22 protein-coding genes and 1 tRNA gene are annotated in these 20,100 nt (G+C 69.7%); 15 read left to right on the top strand and 8 right to left on the bottom strand.

Features of this window, described 5'->3' with window-relative positions; all coding sequences use genetic code 11:
• Positions 1-98 precede the first annotated feature (98 nt).
• Entirely contained in the window at positions 99-1,523 is a 1,425-nt protein-coding gene (locus MFF22_RS20260; RefSeq protein ID WP_238251854.1) for an FAD-binding oxidoreductase, read from the bottom strand.
• 130 nt (positions 1,524-1,653) lie between these two features.
• Between MFF22_RS20260 and MFF22_RS20255 the strand changes: the two genes are divergently transcribed.
• The 3 genes from MFF22_RS20255 to MFF22_RS20245 all read left to right on the top strand — a co-directional run bounded on the left by MFF22_RS20255 (position 1,654) and on the right by MFF22_RS20245 (position 2,994).
• Positions 1,654-2,349, top strand: coding sequence for a fumarylacetoacetate hydrolase family protein (locus MFF22_RS20255; protein ID WP_238251846.1), 696 nt, complete (start codon positions 1,654-1,656; stop codon positions 2,347-2,349).
• An 8-nt stretch (positions 2,350-2,357) separates the two neighbouring features.
• Positions 2,358-2,822: an NUDIX domain-containing protein gene (locus MFF22_RS20250; RefSeq protein WP_238251837.1), complete on the top strand. Its 465-nt coding sequence runs from the start codon at positions 2,358-2,360 to the stop codon at positions 2,820-2,822.
• A 97-nt stretch (positions 2,823-2,919) separates the two neighbouring features.
• A tRNA-Gly gene (locus tag MFF22_RS20245) sits at positions 2,920-2,994 on the top strand.
• Positions 2,995-3,160: 166 nt separating this feature from the next.
• On the opposite strand, the gene MFF22_RS20240 is transcribed toward MFF22_RS20245, so the two are convergent.
• The 3 genes from MFF22_RS20240 to folE form a co-directional block, all read right to left on the bottom strand.
• Positions 3,161-4,108 carry a patatin-like phospholipase family protein gene (locus MFF22_RS20240; RefSeq protein WP_238252296.1) on the bottom strand — a complete coding sequence of 316 codons (948 nt, stop codon included), beginning with the start codon at positions 4,106-4,108 and terminating at the stop codon, positions 3,161-3,163.
• Positions 4,109-4,209: 101 nt separating this feature from the next.
• On the bottom strand, positions 4,210-4,665 hold the full coding sequence (gene hisI / locus MFF22_RS20235; protein WP_238251835.1) for a phosphoribosyl-AMP cyclohydrolase: 456 nt from the start codon (positions 4,663-4,665) through the stop codon (positions 4,210-4,212).
• A gap of 24 nt (positions 4,666-4,689) precedes the next feature.
• The gene (gene folE / locus MFF22_RS20230; protein WP_503128768.1) at positions 4,690-5,424 is read right to left on the bottom strand and encodes a GTP cyclohydrolase I FolE; all 735 of its coding nucleotides are present in this window, start codon (positions 5,422-5,424) and stop codon (positions 4,690-4,692) included.
• 301 nt (positions 5,425-5,725) lie between these two features.
• Here folE and MFF22_RS20225 point away from each other — a divergent pair, with 301 nt between their 5' ends.
• From MFF22_RS20225 to MFF22_RS20210, 4 genes are all read left to right on the top strand, one after another.
• Complete coding sequence (locus MFF22_RS20225) at positions 5,726-6,172, top strand: iron-sulfur cluster assembly scaffold protein (protein ID WP_238251823.1); 447 nt, start codon at positions 5,726-5,728, stop codon at positions 6,170-6,172.
• A 2-nt stretch (positions 6,173-6,174) separates the two neighbouring features.
• A complete protein-coding gene (gene yidD, locus MFF22_RS20220) occupies positions 6,175-6,513 on the top strand; it encodes a membrane protein insertion efficiency factor YidD (RefSeq protein WP_238252295.1) in 339 nt (112 codons plus the stop codon).
• A gap of 110 nt (positions 6,514-6,623) precedes the next feature.
• A complete protein-coding gene (locus tag MFF22_RS20215; RefSeq protein ID WP_238251821.1) occupies positions 6,624-6,794 on the top strand; it encodes a DUF3606 domain-containing protein in 171 nt (56 codons plus the stop codon).
• Positions 6,795-6,839: 45 nt separating this feature from the next.
• Entirely contained in the window at positions 6,840-7,025 is a 186-nt protein-coding gene (locus MFF22_RS20210; RefSeq protein WP_238251803.1) for a DUF2934 domain-containing protein, read from the top strand.
• A gap of 279 nt (positions 7,026-7,304) precedes the next feature.
• Here MFF22_RS20210 and MFF22_RS20205 read toward each other — a convergent pair whose 3' ends face one another.
• The 3 genes from MFF22_RS20205 to MFF22_RS20195 are packed head-to-tail and all read right to left on the bottom strand — an operon-like array spanning position 7,305 to position 10,306.
• Positions 7,305-7,991 carry a glutathione S-transferase family protein gene (locus MFF22_RS20205; protein ID WP_238251801.1) on the bottom strand — a complete coding sequence of 229 codons (687 nt, stop codon included), beginning with the start codon at positions 7,989-7,991 and terminating at the stop codon, positions 7,305-7,307.
• Between the two features lie 36 nt (positions 7,992-8,027).
• A complete protein-coding gene (locus tag MFF22_RS20200; RefSeq protein WP_238251798.1) occupies positions 8,028-9,482 on the bottom strand; it encodes a M48 family metalloprotease in 1,455 nt (484 codons plus the stop codon).
• A 14-nt stretch (positions 9,483-9,496) separates the two neighbouring features.
• Positions 9,497-10,306, bottom strand: coding sequence for a thermonuclease family protein (locus tag MFF22_RS20195; protein WP_238251787.1), 810 nt, complete (start codon positions 10,304-10,306; stop codon positions 9,497-9,499).
• A gap of 566 nt (positions 10,307-10,872) precedes the next feature.
• Here MFF22_RS20195 and MFF22_RS20190 point away from each other — a divergent pair.
• From MFF22_RS20190 to MFF22_RS20170, 5 genes are all read left to right on the top strand, one after another.
• The gene (locus MFF22_RS20190) at positions 10,873-11,145 is read left to right on the top strand and encodes a hypothetical protein (RefSeq protein ID WP_238251777.1); all 273 of its coding nucleotides are present in this window, start codon (positions 10,873-10,875) and stop codon (positions 11,143-11,145) included.
• A 172-nt stretch (positions 11,146-11,317) separates the two neighbouring features.
• Positions 11,318-11,482 carry a hypothetical protein gene (locus MFF22_RS20185; protein ID WP_238251775.1) on the top strand — a complete coding sequence of 55 codons (165 nt, stop codon included), beginning with the start codon at positions 11,318-11,320 and terminating at the stop codon, positions 11,480-11,482.
• A complete protein-coding gene (locus MFF22_RS20180; RefSeq protein WP_238251773.1) occupies positions 11,482-11,760 on the top strand; it encodes a DUF6894 family protein in 279 nt (92 codons plus the stop codon). Before MFF22_RS20185 ends, MFF22_RS20180 begins: the two co-directional genes overlap by 1 nt.
• Positions 11,761-12,182: 422 nt before the next feature.
• The gene (locus MFF22_RS20175; protein WP_238251772.1) at positions 12,183-15,134 is read left to right on the top strand and encodes an FAD-binding and (Fe-S)-binding domain-containing protein; all 2,952 of its coding nucleotides are present in this window, start codon (positions 12,183-12,185) and stop codon (positions 15,132-15,134) included.
• Between the two features lie 69 nt (positions 15,135-15,203).
• Positions 15,204-15,884 carry a GntR family transcriptional regulator gene (locus MFF22_RS20170; RefSeq protein WP_238251770.1) on the top strand — a complete coding sequence of 227 codons (681 nt, stop codon included), beginning with the start codon at positions 15,204-15,206 and terminating at the stop codon, positions 15,882-15,884.
• Between the two features lie 170 nt (positions 15,885-16,054).
• Here MFF22_RS20170 and MFF22_RS20165 read toward each other — a convergent pair whose 3' ends face one another.
• Entirely contained in the window at positions 16,055-16,702 is a 648-nt protein-coding gene (locus tag MFF22_RS20165) for a GntR family transcriptional regulator (RefSeq protein WP_238251767.1), read from the bottom strand.
• Between the two features lie 171 nt (positions 16,703-16,873).
• On the opposite strand from MFF22_RS20165, the gene dctP reads away from it, so the two are divergent.
• From dctP to MFF22_RS20150, 3 genes are read left to right on the top strand one after another with little or no spacing between them, the layout of a single operon-like run.
• On the top strand, positions 16,874-17,896 hold the full coding sequence (gene dctP, locus MFF22_RS20160) for a TRAP transporter substrate-binding protein DctP (protein ID WP_238251765.1): 1,023 nt from the start codon (positions 16,874-16,876) through the stop codon (positions 17,894-17,896).
• Positions 17,893-18,585, top strand: coding sequence for a TRAP transporter small permease (locus tag MFF22_RS20155; RefSeq protein ID WP_238251749.1), 693 nt, complete (start codon positions 17,893-17,895; stop codon positions 18,583-18,585). Before dctP ends, MFF22_RS20155 begins: the two co-directional genes overlap by 4 nt.
• Positions 18,582-19,934, top strand: coding sequence for a TRAP transporter large permease (locus MFF22_RS20150; protein WP_238251747.1), 1,353 nt, complete (start codon positions 18,582-18,584; stop codon positions 19,932-19,934). Before MFF22_RS20155 ends, MFF22_RS20150 begins: the two co-directional genes overlap by 4 nt.
• The last annotated feature ends 166 nt before the right edge of the window (positions 19,935-20,100 follow it).

Below are 20,100 nucleotides of genomic sequence, written 5' to 3'. Positions count from 1 at the left end.
AATGTCCAAGCTCGACTGCGGCGGATCTTTCCGCCGCGTGGTCTTCTTCCGCCCCCAGGCGAGCCGAATTATGGCGCGCTGCACAAAAGTCGAGATGGTCACTCTGGCGGCCGGATCACCTTCCCCGGATTCAACAGCCCGTGCGGATCCAGGGCCGTCTTGATCCGCCGCATCAGGTCCAAGGCAACGGGGGAGGTGTAGCGAATCAGCTCGTCGCGCTTGATGAGCCCCACCCCGTGCTCGGCCGCGATGGAGCCGCCGAACTCGTGCACGATGTCGTGAACGATCCGGTTGAAGCGGCTCCAGTGCGAGAGGAACGCGGCCCGGTCCATGCCCAGCGGCTGGCTGAGATTGAAGTGGATGTTGCCGTCGCCGAAATGCCCGAAGCCGCAGGGGCGCAAGCCCGGCATCGCCGCGAGGCAGGCCGCGTTCGCCCGTTCGAGGAAGTCCGGCAGGCTGGCGAGGGGCACGGAGACGTCGTGCTTGATCGATCCGCCCTCCCGGGTCTGGGCCTCCGGCACCGCCTCGCGCAGTCCCCACAGGGCCTCCGCCTGGCCTGCGCCCGCGGCGATCGTCGCATCCTCGATCAGCCCCGTCTCCAAGGCCTCCCCGAGGACCGTTTCCAGGTCGAGGCGCGCATCCGATCCCGGACGGCAGGAGGACAGCTCCACGAGGGCGTAGGCCCCATGCTCCCCCGCCAGGGGGCGCACGGCTCCCTTCCCGTGCCTCAGGGCGAGGTCGAGGGCGAAGGGGGGCATGTATTCGAAGGCGGTGAGGTCCCGGTCGGCCCTGTCGCGGAGATGGACGAACAGGTCGAGGGCAGCCCGCGCCGAGGGGAGGCCGACGAAGGCCACTCCCCAGGATCGCGGCTTCGGGAACAACCGCAGCACGGCGGCCGTCACGATGCCGAGGGTTCCCTCCGAGCCGATGAAGAGCTGCTTCAGGTCGTAGCCAGCATTGTCTTTCCGGAGGGCCTTCAGCCCATCCCAGATGCGCCCGTCCGGGAGCACGACTTCCAGCCCGAGCACGAGGTCGCGGGCGTTACCGTAGGCCAGCACGTTGAGGCCCCCGGCATTGGTGGCGATCCCGCCCCCGATCCGGGCGGATCCCCGGGAGGCATAGGTCAACGGAAACAGCATTCCCGCTTGGTCCGCCGCGTCCTGCACCTGCGCAAGGATCGCACCGGCCCCGACGGTGATGGTCGCGCCCACGGGATCGACCTCCCGCACGGCCCCCAGCCGCTCCAGGGAGATGACCACCGCCCCCTCGGGGACGCCGCCGCCCGTCAGGCCGGTATTCCCGCCCTGCGCCACCACCGGCATCCCGGCCGCGGCGCAGAGGGCGACCACTGACGCCACCTCCTGTGTCGAGCCCGGCCGCAGGATCGCGGGCGCCCTGCCCGTGTAGAGGCCGCGCTGCTCCACGAGATAGGGGGCCACGAGGTCCGGATCGGTCAGGACATGGCGGTCGCCCAGGGCGTCGCGCAGCGAGCGCAGGAGGTCGGCGGGAGCGGGATCGGACATCGCATGAATTTTGCCCCGCGCGGCCTCCGCAGCAAGCCCGACGGATGGCGGCAAGCGGAGGATGCCTTACAACAGGGCCGGCCCGCGGCAGCCCGCCTGCCGGAGACGACGCCCTAGACCGAGGATCCCGATGCTGTCCGTCATCCAGAATCCGCCCCGGATCACCCTGCCGATCGTGGGCAGCCCGGATTTCTTCCCGGTGCGTCGGGTCTATTGCGTCGGGCGCAACTACGCCGCCCATGCCCGGGAGATGGGGGCGAACCCGGACCGGGAGCCGCCGTTCTTCTTCATGAAGCCGGCCGATGCCCTGCAGGTCGTCGGCCCGGAGCCGACGCCCCATCCCTATCCGCCGAAGACCGCGAACTATCATTTCGAGGTGGAGATGGTGGTGGCCCTCAGCGGCGGCGGGACCGACATCCCGGTCGAGGCCGCCCTTGAGCAGGTCTACGGCTACGCCGTCGGCCTCGACATGACCCGGCGGGACCTTCAGGAGGAGGCCAAGACGATGGCCCGTCCCTGGGATACGGGGAAGGGCGCCGATTCGTCCGGCCCGATCGGCCCCCTCCATCCGGTCTCCCTCGTGGGGCATCCGGACAAGGGGGCGATCACCCTGTCGGTCGATGGCGCGGAGCGCCAGAAGGGCGACCTTGCCGACATGATCTGGTCGGTGGCCGAGCAGATCGCCTACCTCTCCGGCTACTTCGCCCTCCAGCCCGGCGACCTCATCTTCACCGGCACACCGTCCGGCGTCGGCCCCGTGGCCCGCGGGCAGCGCATGGTCGCGGCCGTGGCGGGTCTTGGCGAGATCGCCCTCGACGTCGTCTGACCGGCCCGATGATCCTCGACCGGCCGGCTTTCCGGCGGATGTTCCTCCTGGGCGCCCTGGCGACCCGGGGCGTGACCCTCGGCGTGCGCGGGATCGCCCTCGACGGGGAGGGGCGGGTCTGCCTCGTCCGCCACACCTACATCACCGGCTGGCATCTGCCCGGTGGGGGCGTGGAGCGCGGCGAGACCGCCCACGACGCGATGGTGAGGGAGTTCCGCGAGGAGGCGGAGATCCGCCCGGACGGCCCGCTGCGCCTCCTGGGGCTCTTCCACAACGTCGCGGGCGCCTCCCGCGACCATGTCGCCCTCTTCGCGGCCCCCGCCTTCACGCTGCTGCGGCCGAAGGCGCCAGACCGGGAGATCGCCGAGAGCGGCTTCTTCCCGGCCGACGCCTTGCCGGAGGGGACCACCCGCGGCACGGCGGCCCGCCTCCGGGAGTTTCGCGAGGGCCTTTCGCAAGCTTCGCATTGGTGAGCCGGAAAACGGGCTTGCGTCCTCCGTCGGAATGGTGTTTAGAGAGCGCCGCCGGGGGCCGCCGGCACGGTTCTCCGGGGCGGCCACGGTGTAGTGAGCGGGTGTAGCTCAGGGGTAGAGCACAACCTTGCCAAGGTTGGGGTCGAGGGTTCGAATCCCTTCGCCCGCTCCAGTTTTCCCAACCGAACGACCAAACGACACAAGCCGCCTTCGGGCGGCTTTGTCGTTTCTGCGCCTGAGTTCTTGCGGCAGGCTTAGGTCGGACGCGACGCTTCCGGAGGGATGGGCGGCTTCGCCCGGAGGCAGCCGTCCGCCGCTTCCCCGCCGCCGTCTAGCGCTCACACGCGGGCCGCTGCGCCCTCCAGGGCGGCGCGGACCTGTGGCATCGCCGACCGGGCGGCGCGGTAGCCGAGGGCGATCCCGTCGGCGGCCCGATGAAAATCGAACAGGCCGAAACCCGCCACGTCAGGACCGATGGCCACGTCCGGCGGTTCGCGCTCCAGCCTGGAGCGGGAAATGCGATCCTGCGTGATGTTGAACGCGTCCAGCACGACGCGGGCGATGCCCGGCAGCGGCGCCTCAGGCGGCGTGCGCGAGAGGCCGGGCAGACGCCCGCGCATGGCATCGAGCAGAGTCCGGCGCGGCGCCGCCGTCACCTCGCGGGTGACCGGGCCGCCCGTGTCGCCGTTGAGGTTGACGCAGACCACCACATCCGCCCCCAGGGAGCGGGCCAGGGCGACGGGGACGGGGTTCACCAAGGTCCCGTCCATCAGGAACCGTCCCGCCACATCGACGGGCGGGAAGAGGCCCGGGATGGCATAGGAGGCACGGATAGCCTCGACCAGGGGCCCCTCCGTGAGGGCGACTTCGGCGCCGGTCCCGAATTCCGTGGCGACGCAGCCGAACCCGATCCGCAGATTCTCGATTCGTCCGTCGCCGAGATCGGTCATCAAACGCCGCCGGAGCCGGTTCCCGGCGATGAGACCGGAGCCCGGCAGGCGCGGATCGACGAGACGCACGACCCGGCCGCGGGTCAGGGAGCGGGCGAAGGCTTCGAGCCGGTCGAGGCGCCCCGCGGCGTAGCAGGCGCCGACCACGGCGCCGATGGAGCAGCCGGCCACGACCGTGGGGGCGAAGCCCGCCTCTTCTAGGGCGCGGATCACGCCGATATGCGCCCAGCCCCGGGCCGATCCGCCGCCGAGGGCGAGGCCGAGCCGCGGACCGCCCCCGACCGGGCGGACGGGCTCGACGGTGCCGGGTGGGAAATCGGGTTCGCCCCGGACCATGGCCCGGCGCACCGCCTCCGCGGCGCGGCCCCGCGCGGCCTCGGCCCGCTGCGACGAGGGGGCCGGGCGAAGGGAAACCTCGCGTCGTTCCGGAAGCCGGTTCATTCCCCAGCCGGCCGCAGCCGCACCCGGCCGGTCTCCCGGTCGAGGGTGACGGCGCGATAGAAGCAGGCCCGCCGCCCGGTGTGGCAGCAGCCGCCATCGCCGCCGACCTCCACGGTGATGAGCAGGGCGTCCTGGTCGCAATCGACCCGCATCTCGACGACGCGTTGGGTCTGGCCGCTGGTCGCCCCCTTGCGCCACAGCTGCTTGCGGGAGCGCGACCAGTACCACGCCTCGCCGGTCTCGATGGTCCGTGCCAGGGATTGCGCGTTCATGTGCGCGAGCATCAGCACGCGCCCATCCCCCGCATCGACGGCGACGCAGGTGATGAGCCCGTCCCGGTCGAACCGGGGCATGAACTCAGCGCCTTCCTCCACCTCGGCAGGGGTGCCGGGCTCGGCAAAGGCAATGGCCGGCCCGCTGGGCCGGCGCGAGGACAGATCAGGATCGGACATGGCGGCCGGAAACGTCGCGGGAGCCTATCTGGCTCCTCCGCGCACGAGGGTCAGGAACCGGACCTGCTCGTCCGGCGCATCCTTGAACACGCCGCGGAACTGACTCGTGATGGTCGAGACGCCGGCTTTCTGAACGCCGCGCATGGCCATGCACAGATGCTCGGCTTCCAGCATCACGGCCACGCCCCGGGGCTTGAGGATGCTCTCGATCACGTCGGCGATCTGGGCGGTCATCGTCTCCTGGGTCTGGAGGCGCTTGGCGAAGGCATCGACCACACGGGCGAGCTTCGAGAGGCCCACGACGCCCTTCGACGGATAATAGGCGATATGCGCCAGACCCATAAACGGCACCATGTGGTGCTCGCAATGGGAGTGGAAGGGGATGTCGCGGACCAGGACAATGTCCGAGTAGCCCTCGACCTCCTCGAACACCCGCTCCAGCAGGGCATCCGCATCGACGCGATAGCCGGCGAAGAGCTGCTCGTAGGCCTTGGCCACCCGGGCCGGGGTTTCGATCAGGCCCTCCCGGGTCGGGTCGTCCCCCGCCCAACGCAGCAGGGTGCGCACGGCGGCCTCGGCCTCCTCCCGGCTGGGGCGGCCTGTGGCCAGCCCATCGGGCACGCGGGTCGCGGAGGTAGGCTCCGGGGCGATCTCGGCGACGGCCGAGGTGCCGTCACGGAATGGCAGATTATCGTTGCGCATGCCGTTCAATGTGTGGCCGTCGACGCGATAGGACAGGGATTTGAGTGCGGCATCCATGGCATCTCCGGCCCGCGCCACACGGGTCTTCATCGTGGTACTGTCGGGCTTGGCGTACATGTCGGACAGGCTCGGGCTCTCGTGTGGGGTCCGCGCCCGCAAACGGTGCGCGGGCCGGTGCCCCGGATGACAATGGGCGAATGAGCCCGATCCCGGCCTTGGGCGCGACCGCGATCGACCGGCCGCCTCCTCGCGAAGCGACGGCACCTTCCCTATATCGTGCGTTGCGGGCAATCGCGCAATCCGACGCCGGCCGCACGGACGGCCTGACCGCTATGATGGTTGCTCAATCGAGGCTTCGATGCTCGACGACATCTACAACCGCCGCATCCTCGAACTCGCTGCCGACATCCCCCGACTCGGCCGGCTCGCTGCGCCGGATGCGAGCGCCACCGCCCATTCCCGCCTCTGCGGCTCGACCGTAACCGTCGATCTCACCCTCGGCGAGGACGGGCGGGTGACGGATTTCGCCCAGGATGTCAAAGCCTGTGCCCTCGGGCAGGCGTCCTCGTCCCTGATGGGCCGGCACGTGGTCGGCACCTCCGCCGAAGACCTGCGCGGCCTGCGCGGGGCCATGCGGGCCATGCTGAAGGACGGCGCGCCGCCGCCGGACGGCGCCTTCGCCGACTTCGCCGTGCTGGAGCCCGTACGGGACTTCAAGGCGCGCCACGCCTCGACCCTCCTGACCTTCGACGCGGTCGTCGATGCCCTCGACCAGATCGAGGCCAAGCGCCGGGCTGCGGCGTGAGCCTGCCCCGGCGGGCCGCAAGGCTCGCCATCCGCGCCTACCAGCTCAGCCTGTCCTCCCTCGTCGGCCGCCAGTGCCGGCACTGGCCGAGCTGCTCCGCCTACACGGACGAGGCCATCGCGAATCACGGCCTCTGGCCCGGCGCCTGGATCGGGCTTGCCCGGATCTGCCGGTGCGGCCCGCTCGGCACCCACGGCATCGACCTCGTCCCGTCCCGGTTGCCTGACAGGGCGGCGTGGTACCGGCCCTGGGCCTACGGCCGGTGGCGCGGGGTGGAGGCGCCCCCCGTGCCGGAGGGATCTCTCCTCGTCTGCGAGGCGATCGAAGACCGGCGGGAGTGACGGCAGAACCGGTTCCCCCACGGGGACGTGAAACCTAATCTGCGGCCTCCGGTTGATCCGCCAAGAGCCCCGGCGCAGCCGGGCGCCACGGCGGATCGGATACACGCATCATGGCCATGGGGACCGAGGGCAAGAGCCATATCGACATCGTCGAGCGCACCAGCCGGCTCGGCTGGGCGAAGCATTTCAACGTGACCGAGGAGCGCCTGCGCAAGGCGGTCAGCATGGTCGGCACCCGCGTCACCAGCGTCGCGGCCTTCCTTCATCGGCCGGGATCCTGAGGAACGACGATGAGGTTGCGCGTGGCACCGGTTCGGTAGGTCGCGATGGGTTCGGAATACACTACGGGTGAGTCGCCCCAGGAGCGGGACGTCATCACCTTCGAGCAGATCCGGGAGCGCGCCTACGAATTGTGGGAGCGCAATCACCGGCCCGAGGGCCTCGAGATCGAGTTCTGGCTGATCGCCGAACGCGAACTCAGGGCTGAGCGAGAGCGCCTCAAGGGCAAGTAGTCACGCGGGCGGGACACGGCGACGTGCCCTGCCGTTTGGGCGGCCTGGGTCCGTGTTGAAACGGGTCGGTTCGGCTCGCCCCCTCCAAGTCTACCCCTCGTTCTCCAAGCCTGACCCTCATCCTGAGGTGCGGCGTCAGCCGCCTCGAAGGAGGGCTCCAGACAGCTCCCCGATCCCTGGAGCCCTCCTTCGAGGCCCGCTGACGCGGGCACCTCAGGATGAGGTCTTCGAGGCCCGCCGAGGCGGGCGCCTCAGGATGAGGTGGAGAGTGGGGTCGCTTCAGGCGGCCGGCTTGATGAAACGGAACATGTTGCGCTTCGCCTCCTCGTCCATCTCGGCCTTGAAGGCGTGGCGGCCCTTCAGCGCCTCGGCACGCCCGGCCGCGGGCCGTTCGTTGACCGTGTCGAGCAGGCGCTTGACGTTGGGCAGGCCTGCGAAAGCCTCCTCGCCGAGGACGAAGGGCACCATCCGCGCCCAGCCCCACACGGCCATGTCGACGATGGAATAGGTGTCCCCCACCGTGAAGGTCCGCCCTTCCAGGTGCTTCTCCAGCACGTCCCAGTGGCGGCGCGCCTCGTAGACGTAGCGGTCCAGGGCGTAGGCCCCCGCATCCTTCGGTGCGAAGTGGCGGAAGTGGACGCACTGGCCGGAGAAGGGGCCAATGCCCGTCGCCACGAACATCAGCCAGGACAGCAATTCGCCCCGGGCCGCATCGCCGCCCTCCGGCAGAAAGCGCCCGGCCTTCTCGGCGAGGTAGAGGAGGATGGCGTTCGAATCGAACACCGTCGTCCCGCCGTCCACGATGGCCGGCACCTTGGCGTTGGGGTTGACCGCGGCGTAGGCGGCGTCGAACTGATCACCCTTGCGGGTATCCACCGGCACCGGCTCGTAGGGCAGGCCCAGCTCCTCGAGGCAGAGGGCGACCTTCATCGGGTTCGGTGACAGGTTGTAGTAGAAGCGGATCATGGCACGGTCTCCGTGTTCCGGCGCCCGTGTGGGCACCTATTCGGTCACGATCTTATAGCTGCGGCCCGGCACCAGGGTGGCGCCGCGCTCCAGCCCGTTGAGGACGAGGAAGCGGTCGAGGGCGCGGTCGGGCACGACCATGCGCCGGGCGAGATCCTCGGTACCGGGACCCGTCGCCTGCACGATCTGCAGCCGCGTCGGGCGCAGGGACGCCATCTCGTCGGCGGGTACCTCCGCGAGGCTCGCGACCCACCGCCGGAACGGGACTTCCGGGTCGGCGCTGCCCTTGGCCGCCATGATCATCCGGTAGGTCGCGCCATCGAGGCGAAGCGCGGCCAGGCGGAACGTCCAGTCCTTGCCCCGGGACAGGGCGAAGGCGGCCTGATGGCCGTTGACCTCGGTCGTCTCCGACCCGGCGGGATCGAGGCTGTCATTCCAGGTGGCCTTCAGCATGGCGTCGAGCCCCTGGCCCTCCTTCGCCTCGATCTGGTCGAACAGCAGGCGCCGGCTCCCGTCCGCCGTGGTGCCCAGGACCGCCGAACGCGTGTTCTCCAGGTTGAAGCCATCGGGCACGGTGAAGGCGATGCCGAGGCCGGAATGGAGAAAGCGGCCGTTGCGCACCACGCCGTCCCGGGGGCTGTCGCCGTAGGGGAGGCCGTCGATCACCGCGAGGAAACGGCTGCGGTCGTCGCTGCCGATGCCCGGCGCGCCGATGCGGCGCGCGGCGCGGGTGGCCAGCGCCACGCGCTCGGCGGTGCCCGGGTGGGTGGCGAGCATGTCCGGCTCGTTCGCCGTGCCGCCGCCCTGCTTGAGCTGGATGGTGCGGTTCAGGGCCGTGAGGAAGCGCGCTTCGGCAAAGGGGTCGTACCCCGCCGCGGCGAGGGTCTTCACCCCGGCCGCATCCGCCTCCAGTTCCTGTTCTCGGGAGAAGCGCGCCAGGGCGAAGCGCGACTGGTTCTTCAGCTGAGCGCCGGTATCGGGGTCGTTGAGCACGTCCGCCACCACCTTGCTCACCAGGGCCGAGCGCAGCTCCAGCTCGCTGCGGGCGGTGGCGTGGTTCAGGGTGACGTGGGCGATCTCGTGGGCCAGGACCCCGGCCACCTCGGAGGTATCGTTCGCCAGGGCGACGAGGCCGCGGGTGACGTAGAGGCGGCCGTTGGGCAGGGCGAAGGCGTTGACAACGGGCGAATCGAGCAGCGTGACCACGTAGCTCTGGTCCGGCCGGTCCCCCGCGCGCACGAGGCGGTCCGTCACCTCGTTCAGGAGGCGGGTGACGGCGGGAGCCTTGGCCTCGCCCCCGAAGGAGGCGACGAGCTTGAGATGATCGGCGTCGGTCGCCCGGTCGCGGCCTGTCACCCGCGGCGCCTCCGCGGGCACGCGCACGGCCCTCGGCGTGCCGACGGAGCCAGTCTGGTCCGCCACGCAGGCCGACAGGGCCAGGGCGGCAAGGCCGAGACTGGCCGCCCGCCGGATACCCACTCCCCCCCGCATCCCGTCCACCGCGCTCAGCGCCGCACCCCCGAATCGTCCGGGCCCCGTGCGTCGTGCGTCATCGGAGCCCCCTCGTCCAGCACCTCGAGCGCCTCTGGCGTCGCGGCGGCGATGACGGGCCCCCGCCGGATCTCGATGAATCCGCGGACCCGCACGCGCCTGTCGTGCAGCGAGTCCGCACTCAAACCACGGGCGGCCATCCTTCGCCAAGTGCGTTTCGTTACCGTGACGGTTAGGCCGTCGGCACCCCGCGGGACGAAATCCAGGTAGGTCCGGGCGTTGCGCTCGCCGACATGGCGGATGCGGCCTTCCACCACGGCGTAGCGTCCGGCGAGCCTGCGGAGCGCGGCGCCGTCGTCCGCGGCCGGCGGTGTGTCGCGCCATAGGCCGAGGCGGCGGCGCCGGGCGGTGTCCTCCACGAGGCGCAGGGAAGGGCGGCACAGGGCGTCCGCTTCGCCGGGATCGGCGGCGGCGAGGCCTGCCTCCACGAGGTCCCCGGCGAGGTCAGTCCCGTCCGGCGTCAAAGCGTCGACGCGCTCCCGGCCCCAGCGGTCGGGCAAACCCCGCGGCACGACGACCACTTCCTGCCCGACCCGCAGGACGAGGCGGGCGCGGGCCCCCTCGTCCTCCTCCGGCCATTGCAGCGAATCGAGGACGGCCCGGCCCCCCGAGACGAATCGCAACTCGCCGCGGGGGCCAATCCCCTCCAGGGTTTCGCTGCGGGTGGGGGCGGGGATGCAATCGGGCTCGGCGCCCGGCGCCCCGGCGGCGGGCCAGGGCAGGCCGAGGAGCGCACAGAGTGCCAGTCGCCGCCGCACCGTCATCGCGGAACCGAACCTCCCTGGTCCCCGGCGGTGTTGGCCGCGCCCGGCGGAGATGCTAAGGACGCGCGGTCGTCTCCGTAGCTCAGCTGGACAGAGCACAGGTTTCCTAAAGGTTCAAATTGGGCGTCGCGATGGGAAACCGCGCGGCGGATCCGCTCAAAGTCGGGGAAAGCTCCCGGCCGACGATGCCCCGGCATCGGCGGCCCTGCCGATCCCGAGCCAAGCCCGCCCAGGCGGGAAGGTGTAGAGACTAGACGGGCGGCACCTAACGGCCGAGGCAGGGCCCAGGGTGAAGGGATAGTCCAGACCACGAACGCCCTGGCTCAGGCCGGGCGGCGGCGAAAGCCGAGGTGGTATGAAACCTGGGGTCGCAGGTTCGAGCCCTGCCGGGGACACCATCCATCTTCAGGGCCTTGATCGGCCTGAAGCGCTGACGCTATCGGCAGCCGGCACCATGTGCCTATCTCTGAGAAGGGTCTGTTTCGGGTGCTGCATTGAGCTGCGCCCGGAGAGGTCGGAACGTCGCACCCTGCGGGTGGTTGGCCTTCTAACAGGGAGGTTACGACATGAAGACCATCACGCTCGCCATCGCCGCCACGCTGGCCCTCGGCACCGCCGCCTACGCCGCTGAAGGCTCCACCGCGACGGGCTCCGGGGAGACGCGCTCGGGCACCATGAACAGCACCGGGGCCAAGGATGCCGGCTCGGGCTCGTCGCCGGGGGCCTCTGGGAGCGGACCGTCAACGGGCAGCCTGAGTCGTTCGGGCACACAGAACAGCACGGGCGCCAAGGACGCAGGCTCCGGCTCGACACCGGGTGCCGCAGGCAGCGGGCGCTAGGCTGCCGAAGGCCGGGCTCGGAAGGGTTGAGCCCGGCTGACAGGTCGCGGACGGAGCGTGACGCCGGGGGCTATGGGGGACATCTCGCCACCGCCTATCCCGGGTGGCGTTTCGCGCGTGTGACCCCATCGCCCATCGAATGGCGGCTCACCGACAACTGAGAGATACCGCAATGGCCCAGACGCCGAACACGAGCCCGCCCAAGACTCTTGACGATGCCGAGGGCATCGACCGGCCAAGGCTGACGCCGCAGGGCCGAACCGCCGATGGTGGGCAGGACGAGACGGGCGCTCAGGGCGGCGTCGAGCAGGGCCAGGGCGACAAGGCAGAGGGCTGATGCCGCGCTACTTCTTTCACACCCACATCGGCGAGGACGTCATCGTGGACCCCGATGGCCGCGAGTTGGCGAACGCGGATGAAGCCTGGGAGGCCGCCAAGGTCTTGGCGCTGCAACTGCTCCAGGGCGCCGACAGCGATCCCGACTTGCTGAAGGCCGTGCTGTTCGTGTCCGACGATGCCGCGGATCTCGTGCTCGAGTTTCCCCTGACTGAGGCGCTGACCGCTGAGCCGGTGCCGGTACCTGAGCAGGGGGAGGGCGGCGGCACGCTGCACTGATGGTGCCGATCGTCTCGCGAGCTATCGCGTCTCCGGTCGCCACAAGGCCGACGCGGGAGGATCGTGAGCAGGCTGCTGCAAAGGTCCTTCGGAGGAACGAGGTTTCTCCGCCATCGACGAGAACCTCTCCGTCTTTGCGCGCGGAGCGAAGCAATCCAGGACTGCCGGACCTCTCAGGATGTGGCGGATCCCTCGGTTGCTTCGCTTCGCTCGCAAAGACCGTGGGGGAGGTGATCCGAGGATGACAGACACCGCTCTCGAACGACTTTGAAAAGGCTGTCGCCGGCAGCGCGTTCCCGCGGTCGTATCGCCCGGGGACGTGTCGACCGTCCCGCCTCCGCTGCCCCATGCCGCGCGAGAATCTTTCCCCTCAGACTGAATCTTGAATACACTCCCGCAAAAGTTCGTTCGGGAGGACGCGCGTGGCCGCAGGCACCGCCGACACAGCTGAGACGCCTCGGGCGGCATCGCGCAACGATGCCGGCCTCGCCCGCCGCCTCGCCGAGCGGCTCCAGGGGGAGGCGCGCTTCGATGCCTTCACCCGTGGCCGCTATGCCACCGACGCCTCGATCTACCAGATCACCCCGGCCGGGGTCGTCCTGCCGCGCTCGGCCGACGACATCGCTGCGACGCTTCAGGTCGCCGCCGCGCATGGCGTGCCGGTCATCATGCGCGGGGGCGGGACGTCTCAGAACGGCCAGCCGATCGGCTCAGGCCTGGTGGTGGATTGCTCGCGGCACTTCAACCACGTGCTCGACTACGATGCCGAGGCCGGCACGGTCACGGTCGAGCCGGGCGTGGTGCTGGAGCGCCTGAATGCCCGGGTGAAGGCGGATGGCTGGTTCTTCCCTGTCGAGCCCTCGACGGCGACCCGTTGCACCATCGGCGGCATGGCCGGCAACAATTCCTGCGGGGCCCGGTCCCTCCGCTACGGCACCATGCGCGACAACGTCCTGGCCATCCGCGCGCTGCTGCACGACGGCGAGTCCTTCGCCTTCTCGCTGACCGGCAACGATGCCACCGGCGTTGCTGGCTCGAAGCGCGCGGACGATATCGCGGCGCGGATGATGGCCCTGGCCCACGGGCACCGGGACGAGATCGAGGCCCGCTATCCAAAGGTCCAGCGCCGGGTCGGCGGCTACAACCTCGACGCCCTCGTCACGGACCGGCCGAACCTCGCCCATCTGCTGGTCGGCTCGGAGGGGACGCTGGCCGCCACCACGGCGGTGACGCTGAAGCTCTCGCGGCTGCCGGCCCACCGGGTGATGGGCGTGTGCCACTTCCCGTCGTTCCGGGCGGCGATGGAGACGACCCGGCACATCGTCGCCCTCGATCCGGTGGCGGTGGAACTGGTCGATAACAACGTCCTGGTGCTCGGCGCCGACATCCCCCTGTTCCGCACGACCCTTGCCGACATCACCCGCGGGACGCCGAACTGCCTGCTCCTCGCCGAGTTCGCCGGGGACGACCTCGCGGCCCTCAAGCGCGACCTCAAGCGCCTCGACGCCTGCATGGCCGATCATGGCTTTTCCGGCGCGGTGGTGGAGGTGGTCGAACCCGCCCGGCAGAGATCGGTCTGGGAGGTGCGGGAAGCCTGCCTCAACATCATGATGTCGATGAAGGGCGATGCGAAGCCGGTCTCGTTCATCGAGGATTGCGCCGTCCCCCTCGAACACCTCGCCGACTACACCGACGCGGTCACGGACGTCTTCTCGAAGCACGGCACGCGGGGCACGTGGTACGCCCACGCGTCGGTGGGCTGCCTGCACGTGCGCCCGATCCTCGACATGAAGCTCGGGGGCGACGTCGCCAGGATGCGCGCCATCGCCGAGGAGACCTCCGAACTCGTCCGCCGCTACAAGGGGTCGTATTCCGGCGAGCACGGTGACGGCATCTCCCGCTCGGAATTCGTCGAACCGCTCTTCGGCGCGACCCTGGCCCGGGCCTTCGAGGCGGTGAAGGACGGGTTCGACCCCTACAACCACCTCAACCCCGGCAAGATCGTCCGCCCCCTGAAGATGGACGACCGCAGCCTGTTCCGCTTCAAGCCGGACTACGCCGTGACCGCCCCGGCCAGGACCGCCCTCGACTGGGCCGACTGGGGCGGCTTCGGCCCGGCCGTGGAGATGTGCAACAACAACGGCACCTGCCGGAAGCTCGCGGGCGGGGCCATGTGCCCGTCCTACCGGGTGACGAAGGAGGAGCAGCACCTCACCCGCGGCCGGGCCAATTCCCTCCGGCTCGCCATCTCGGGCCAGCTCGGGGCCGACGCCTTCACCACCCCCGAGATGAAGCGGACGATGGATCTCTGCGTCTCGTGCAAGGCCTGCCGCCGGGAATGCCCGACCGGTGTCGACATGGCGAAGATGAAGGTCGAGTTCCTCCATCACTATCACGCCCGGCACGGACTGCCCCTCAAGGACAGGCTGATCGGGCTGATGCCGCATTATGCCGGCCTCGCCGCGCGCCTTGCGCCCCTCCTCAACCTGCGCGACCGGCATCCGGTCCTGGCGGCGGCCTCGGAGCGGATCGCGGGCCTGTCGGCGCGGCGCAGCCTGCCCCGCTGGCGCAGGCCCTGGGCCGAGACCGGTGAGCCGGCCCACCCGTCGGACGTCACCGGCGATTTCCGGGACGTGATCCTGTTCGGCGACACGTTCAACCGGGCCTTCGAGCGGGAGAACCTGGAGGCGGCCGAGCGGGTGCTTGCCGCCGCCGGCTACCGCCTCCACCGGGTGTATCCGGCCAAGGGCCGCCGGCCCCTGTGCTGTGGCCGGACATGGCTCGCCTCGGGTCAGACCGACAGGGCCCGGGCGGAGGCCCGGCGCACCCTCGACACGCTGCTGCCCTTCGTCCGGGCCGGGGCGCGGGTCGTCGGCTTGGAACCGTCCTGCCTGCTGACCTTCCGCGACGAGTTCCTGGCCCTCCTGCCGGGCGAAGAGGCCGCGACCCTCGCCAAGCAATCGATGCTGATCGAGGATATGCTGGCGAGCGACCTCGCCGCCGGCCGGATCAGCCTGCCCCTCGCCCACCAGGGCGGCCGCACGGCCCACCTGCACGGCCATTGCCACCAGAAGTCCTTCGGCGTGATGGGGGCGGTGGAGACAGTCCTGCGCAGCGTGCCGGGTCTCGACGTCCGCCCGATCGAGTCGAGCTGCTGCGGCATGGCCGGGGCCTTCGGCTACGGTGCGGAGACGGTGGACGTCTCCTTCGCCATGGCGGAGCTGTCCCTGTTCCCGGCCCTGCGGCAGGCGGGACCTGACGACCTCGTCGTCGCCGACGGGACAAGTTGCCGGCATCAGATCCACGACGGATTGGGCTTGCACGCGCAACATGTGATCCGTGTGGTCGATCAGGCTTTGATACCTCGACACTGAATTCAGGTGCACCTACACATAATACCTAATGAGACGGCCTCTTGTGGCCGGACGCGTGTGTGTGTGCGCATGAACAAAATTGAATCCGGCTTCGGCATCAGCCGCCGCTATCTCCACGACGAGGTGGCCGACCGCATGCGTGAACTGATCCGGTCCGGCGAGATGGAGCCGAAGGAGCGGATCAACGAAGGCGAGTTGACCGAGCGTTTCGGCATTTCCCGGACTCCGTTGCGCGAGGCGATCAAGATCCTGGCAACGGAAGGTCTCCTCGAACTCCTGCCCAACCGGGGTGCCCGCGTCGCGAGCATCTCCGAGGAAGAGCTGGAGGACGTCATCGAGGTGATCGCGGGCCTGGAAGCCACCGCGGGAGACCTCGCCTGCCGGACCATCTCCGATGCCGAGATCGACGCCATCCAAGTGGATCACGACGCCATGCTCGCCGCGTTCAACGCGGGGGACGAGGTCGGCTACTTCGCCCATAACCGCCTGATCCACGAGGCGATCATGGCCGCGGCCCGGAACGCGACCCTGTCGGGCATCTACCTGAGCCTGTCGGGCCGGGTGCAGCGCTCCCGCTACCGCGCCCACCAGACCGAGGATCAGTGGAAGAAGGCGATGTCGGAGCACGAGGAGATGATCGTGCATCTGCGCGCCCGCGACGGCGCCGCCCTCGGCGCCCTCCTGCGCGAGCACATCCGCAACAAGAAGCGGGTCATCGCGGCCAACTACGTGGACCAGGGAGCGGCGTAGGCGGCCTCCGCTCCACTCCACCCCGTCCTTGCGAGCGCAGCGAAGCAATCCAGGGCAGTGGGCCGTGTTCGACCATGGCGTGTCCCCGGATTGCTTCGCTCTGCTCGCCATGACGCTGAGGGAGACGACCTTTCCGGCCGGACTTCAACGCCCGCTTGTCGCGAGCACCCTCACGCCGCGTCCTGAGGCCTGAGCCCGGCCACGAGGTCGGCGAAGCGGTCGCCCTGGACGAGGATGTGGCCGCGCAGGCGCTCCGCCGCCGTCGCATCGTCCCCCGCCATGATCGCTTCGACAATCCCCCGGTGCTCGGCGAGGGATTGCGGAAGCCTCTGCCGGACCCGCAACTGCAGCCGCCGATAGGGTGCAAGGCGCCGATGGAGGCTCAGGGCCTGATCGGCCAGGAAGCGGTTGTGGCTCGCCCGGTAGATGGCACCGTGGAACACGTAGTTCTCGGCGTAATAGGTCTCGCAGTCGTCAGAGGCTGCGGCGCAGGCATCCAGGGCCGCCTCCAGGGCCGCCCGGTCCTCCGGCATCAGGCGCCGGGCCGCCAGCCGCCCGCAGGCGGCTTCGATCTCGGCCATGGTCTCGAACATGGCGATGAGATGATGGGGCTCGGGGGCGCTCACGATGGTGCCGCGCCGGGGCTTCGTCTCCACGAGGCCGCTCACCGCCAGTTGCAGCAGCGCCTCTCGGATCGGCGTCCGGGAGACGCCGAACCGGGCAGCGAGCTGCACCTCATCCAGCCGCGAACCCAGGGCAAGCCGTCCCTCGACGATCTCGTCCTCGATGGTCTGCCGGAGATCCTGCGCGCGGCTCATCCCCACCCCCGTCTTCGCTGTCCTGGTTCATCGGCGCCGGGACTTTGCCAGCGCATTATGCGGGGCCGTTGACAAAATATACAAGAGACCGTTTTGTGCATACTAGAACGGTCGCAAGAAATACCGCACTGCAACACTACAAGCCGCCATTTGTGCGGCGCGGGAGGTAAGATGACGCCGACACGACGCAACTTCGTCGCCGCTACCCTTGCCGCGCCGGCCCTTTTGCGGTTCGGCCTTCAGCCGGCCCAGGCCGCCACGACGATCAAGCTGTCGCACCAGTTTCCGGGCGGAACGATCGACGAGGGCGACTTCCGGGACCGGATGTGCCGGATGTTCGCCAAGCAGGTCGGCGAGAAGACCAAGGGCGCCCTCGACGTCCAGGTCTATCCCGGTTCGTCGCTGATGAAGACGAATGCCCAGTTCGGCGCCATGCGCAAGGGCGCCCTCGACATGTCCCTCTACCCGGCACCCTATGCCGGCGGCGAGGTGCCGGAGATGAATATCGGGCTGATGCCGGCCCTGGTGACCTCCTACCCGCAGGCGGTCGCCTGGAAGAACGCCCCCGTCGGCCGCAAGCTCACGGAGATCCTGGCCGCAAAGGGAATCATCCTCGTGTCCTGGGTCTGGCAGGCGGGGGGCGTCGCGAGCCGCGAGCGCGCCCTCGTGGCGCCCGAGGATGCCAAGGGCATGAAGGTCCGCGGCGGCTCCCGCGAGATGGACATGATGATGAAGGAGGCCGGGGCGGCCACCCTCTCCATCCCGTCGAACGAATCCTACGCCGCCATGCAGACCGGCGCCTGCGATGCGGTGATCACCTCCTCCACCAGCCTGATCTCTTTCCGCCTGGAGGAGCTTTCCAAGGCGCTCACTTCCGGCCGGCAGAACTCCTACTGGTTCATGCTGGAGCCGATCATGATGTCGAAGATCGTCTTCGACGGCCTGCCGAAGGACCAGCAGGACGCCATCATGGCCACGGGCGCCGAGTTGGAGAGCTTCGGGCAGGCCGGGGCCAAGGCCGACGACACCCGCGTCGAGGAGTTGTTCGCCAAGGCTAACGCCAAGGTCGATCAGCTCGACGAAAAGACACTCGGCAAGTGGCGTGACATCGCCCGCGCCACGGCCTGGAAGGATTACGGCGCCAAGAACGCCAACTGCGCGGAGCTTCTGAAGCTCGCGGAGCAGGTGGCGTGAGCCACGGCTTCGATGCGGCCACCGCCGCCCCGGAGGCCCATGCCGAGGCGGCGCCCCGCATCCCCGGGACTCTCGGGGTCCTCGAACGGGCGCTGGCCCGGCTCAACCGGGTGATCCTCGGCCTCGGCGGGCTCAGCCTCGTCGGAGCCTGCCTCGTGCTCAGCCACAGCGTGGTGGTCCGCTACCTGTTGAAGGAGCCGACCGAGTGGCAGGACGAGATGGCAGTGTTCCTCATCGTCGGCGCCACCTTCTTTTCGGCCGCGGCGGTGCAAGCCAAGCGTGGGCATGTCGCCATCGAGGCCCTGACCGGGCTGCTGCCGCCGTCCGTGAACCGGGTGCGGCTGCTGCTGGCGGATGTCGTCAGCCTCACCTTCTGCCTGTTCTTCGCCTGGAAAAGCTGGTCCCTCGACCACGAGGCCTGGACCGATGGGCAGGTCTCGCAATCGACCTGGGGGCCTCCCCTCTGGATTCCCTACACGCTGATGGCGGCGGGCATGAGCCTGCTCTGCCTGCAGTTCGCCATGCAGATCGCCGAGGCCCTGCTCTATGGCCCCCGGGCGGCGGGCTGGGCCAAGCCGAAGGTCGGCCTGGGCGCCGACCTCAACAGGGACATGCGCCGGGCGCCGGACATCACACCGGATGGGCCTGATCCGATGGGGCGGACGGCCGGCGCAGGGGCGAAGCGATGAGCACGGCGGCGATCGGCTTCCTCTACGCGGGGGCGACGCTGGGGGCGATGCTGTCGGGCATCCCCATCGCCTTCGCCCTCGGCTTCGTGGCGCTCGCCTTCATGGTGGCGTTCATGCCCGCCGCCTCCCTCGATACGGTGGCGCAGAACGTCTACGAGGAGATGGCCTCCATCACCTTGCTGTCGATTCCGCTCTTCATCCTGAAGGGCGCCGCCATCGGCCGATCCCGGGCGGGGCAGGATCTCTACTCGGCGATGCATGCCTGGATGCACCGCATCCCCGGCGGCCTGGGTATCGCCAACGTCTTCGCCTGCGCCCTGTTCGCGGCGATGGCGGGCTCGAGCCCGGCGACCTGCTCGGCCATCGGTTCGGCGGGCATCCCGGAAATGCGCAAGCGCGGCTACTCGCCGGGCTTCGCCGCGGGGATCATCGCCGCGGGCGGGACGCTGGGCATCCTGCTGCCGCCCTCCATCACCATGATCCTGTACGCCGTCGCCGCCGAGCAATCCCTCGGCAGGCTGTTCCTGGCCGGGATCGGTCCGGGCCTGCTCCTCGTCAGCCTGTTCGCGGCGTGGGCGATGGTGCGCTTCCGCTCGGAATACGCCACCGCGAAGGCGGTGCTGGAGCGGGGCGGGCCGGCCTCGCCGATCCTCCACGACGACCAATACACCATGGCGCAGCGCTTCTCGACGCTGCCCCGGGTGCTGCCCTTCGTCGTGCTGCTGACGGGCGTGATGGTCGCCCTCTACGGCGGCTACGCGACGCCCTCCGAGACCGCCGGCCTCGGCGGCCTTCTCGCGCTGGCGCTGATCGCGGCGATCTACGGCGTGTGGCGGTTCCGGGACGTGAACCCGATCCTGACCGCGACCCTGCGGGAATCGACCATGCTGATGCTGATCATCGGCATGTCGCTCCTCTACGCCTACGTGATGAGCTACCTCCACATTTCGCAGTCGGCGGCGGCGGCGATCGTGGCGATGCAGCTCTCGCCCTGGCTGCTGCTGGTGACGATCCTGGGCCTCGTGATCGTGCTGGGCTTCTTCCTGCCCCCGGTCTCTATCATCCTGATGACCGCGCCGATCATCCTGCCGCCCCTCAAGGCCGCCGGGTTCGACCTCGTCTGGTTCGGCGTGGTGATGACGATCACCATGGAAATGGGGCTGATCCACCCGCCGGTCGGGCTCAACATCTTCGTCATCAAGAACATTGCCCCGGACATCCCCCTCTCGGCCATCATCTGGGGGACGCTGCCCTTCGTGCTGCTGATGGCGGTGGCGATCCTGATCCTGTGCCTCGTCCCGGGCATCGCCCTGTGGCTTCCGGACCTGCTGATGAATTCGACGCGGTAGGGGCGGATGACTGCTCGTCCCGCCCCGCGGGACTCAGCCCCTGGCCTCCCTTCCCTTTCTCCCCCTCATCCTGAGGTGCTGCGAAGCAGCCTCGAAGGAGGGTTCCAGGGATCGCGGGGCCTTCTGGAGCCCTCCTTCGAGGCCCCCTGACGCGGGCACCTCAGGA

The sequence above is a fragment of the Methylobacterium persicinum genome, assembly GCF_022179525.1.
In the GTDB taxonomy this organism is placed as follows: Bacteria; Pseudomonadota; Alphaproteobacteria; order Rhizobiales; family Beijerinckiaceae; genus Methylobacterium; species Methylobacterium persicinum.
This window is presented reverse-complemented; position numbering and strand designations above follow the sequence as displayed.

Coding starts and splice junctions, on each gene's coding strand:
- MFF22_RS20260 (WP_238251854.1), bottom strand. CDS start 1,523: ATGTCCGATCCCGCTCCCGCCGACCTCCTGCGCTCGCTGCGCGACGCC.
- MFF22_RS20255 (WP_238251846.1), top strand. CDS start 1,654: ATGCTGTCCGTCATCCAGAATCCGCCCCGGATCACCCTGCCGATCGTG.
- MFF22_RS20250 (WP_238251837.1), top strand. CDS start 2,358: ATGATCCTCGACCGGCCGGCTTTCCGGCGGATGTTCCTCCTGGGCGCC.
- MFF22_RS20240 (WP_238252296.1), bottom strand. CDS start 4,108: ATGGTCCGGGGCGAACCCGATTTCCCACCCGGCACCGTCGAGCCCGTC.
- hisI (WP_238251835.1), bottom strand. CDS start 4,665: ATGTCCGATCCTGATCTGTCCTCGCGCCGGCCCAGCGGGCCGGCCATT.
- folE (WP_503128768.1), bottom strand. CDS start 5,424: ATGGATGCCGCACTCAAATCCCTGTCCTATCGCGTCGACGGCCACACA.
- MFF22_RS20225 (WP_238251823.1), top strand. CDS start 5,726: ATGCTCGACGACATCTACAACCGCCGCATCCTCGAACTCGCTGCCGAC.
- MFF22_RS20215 (WP_238251821.1), top strand. CDS start 6,624: ATGGCCATGGGGACCGAGGGCAAGAGCCATATCGACATCGTCGAGCGC.
- MFF22_RS20210 (WP_238251803.1), top strand. CDS start 6,840: ATGGGTTCGGAATACACTACGGGTGAGTCGCCCCAGGAGCGGGACGTC.
- MFF22_RS20205 (WP_238251801.1), bottom strand. CDS start 7,991: ATGATCCGCTTCTACTACAACCTGTCACCGAACCCGATGAAGGTCGCC.
- MFF22_RS20200 (WP_238251798.1), bottom strand. CDS start 9,482: ATGCGGGGGGGAGTGGGTATCCGGCGGGCGGCCAGTCTCGGCCTTGCC.
- MFF22_RS20195 (WP_238251787.1), bottom strand. CDS start 10,306: ATGACGGTGCGGCGGCGACTGGCACTCTGTGCGCTCCTCGGCCTGCCC.
- MFF22_RS20190 (WP_238251777.1), top strand. CDS start 10,873: ATGAAGACCATCACGCTCGCCATCGCCGCCACGCTGGCCCTCGGCACC.
- MFF22_RS20185 (WP_238251775.1), top strand. CDS start 11,318: ATGGCCCAGACGCCGAACACGAGCCCGCCCAAGACTCTTGACGATGCC.
- MFF22_RS20180 (WP_238251773.1), top strand. CDS start 11,482: ATGCCGCGCTACTTCTTTCACACCCACATCGGCGAGGACGTCATCGTG.
- MFF22_RS20170 (WP_238251770.1), top strand. CDS start 15,204: ATGAACAAAATTGAATCCGGCTTCGGCATCAGCCGCCGCTATCTCCAC.
- MFF22_RS20165 (WP_238251767.1), bottom strand. CDS start 16,702: ATGAGCCGCGCGCAGGATCTCCGGCAGACCATCGAGGACGAGATCGTC.
- dctP (WP_238251765.1), top strand. CDS start 16,874: ATGACGCCGACACGACGCAACTTCGTCGCCGCTACCCTTGCCGCGCCG.
- MFF22_RS20150 (WP_238251747.1), top strand. CDS start 18,582: ATGAGCACGGCGGCGATCGGCTTCCTCTACGCGGGGGCGACGCTGGGG.